The following is a 522-nucleotide window of genomic DNA, read 5'->3' as shown; positions in this document are numbered from 1 at the left end:
ACAGTAGCTTTCTCTATGCCAAAGATAGGCTTGTCACCCTTATCAGTAAATCCTTTACAGCGCCAAGCTTGCTCTTCTTTTGCAGCGTTGTAGCAATAGGTGACAGGTAGAGTTTGTTTTGTACCATCCTTTTTGTTGATGAAGCGTACTACATACCCTAGTAACTTGTCGTCAGCATCTTTATAAGTGTATACTGCCTCTAATATGTGATGATGCATCATGCCCTTTAGATGCTTATTTGGATCAAAGCTTTCTGCATTTGTAATTTTGTCCTGAGCGGGCGTCCACTTATTTGCAATTTGGAGCTTGTCTTGCGCTTGCCTCTGTTCTTTATTCGCTCTGCTGCTTGCAAGATAAGCATTGTAATCATAACTACTTGATTCCGCTCTGATGCCAGCAAGCTCTGCAACTATCTCAAGGGATTGGCGTTTGCTCACGCGAGCACCCTCTTGTACAAAACCAAATATGTTGCCTCCTTGCCCGCTGCTGTGACGTATCCACGTACCTTTACTTAGATTCATG

Annotated in this window: 1 pseudogene; it reads right to left on the bottom strand. The window is 43.3% G+C overall.

The features are described 5' to 3' along the window. Positions 1-437, bottom strand: a pseudogene (locus KYQ89_RS00845) (toprim domain protein); the annotation flags it as partial. Positions 438-522 lie beyond the last annotated feature (85 nt).

It is taken from the genome of Rickettsia sp. TH2014 (genome assembly GCF_019249195.1).
GTDB lineage: Bacteria > Pseudomonadota > Alphaproteobacteria > Rickettsiales > Rickettsiaceae > Rickettsia > Rickettsia felis.
Note: the sequence above shows the minus strand (reverse complement) of the source record. Positions and strands in the feature narration are given on the sequence as shown.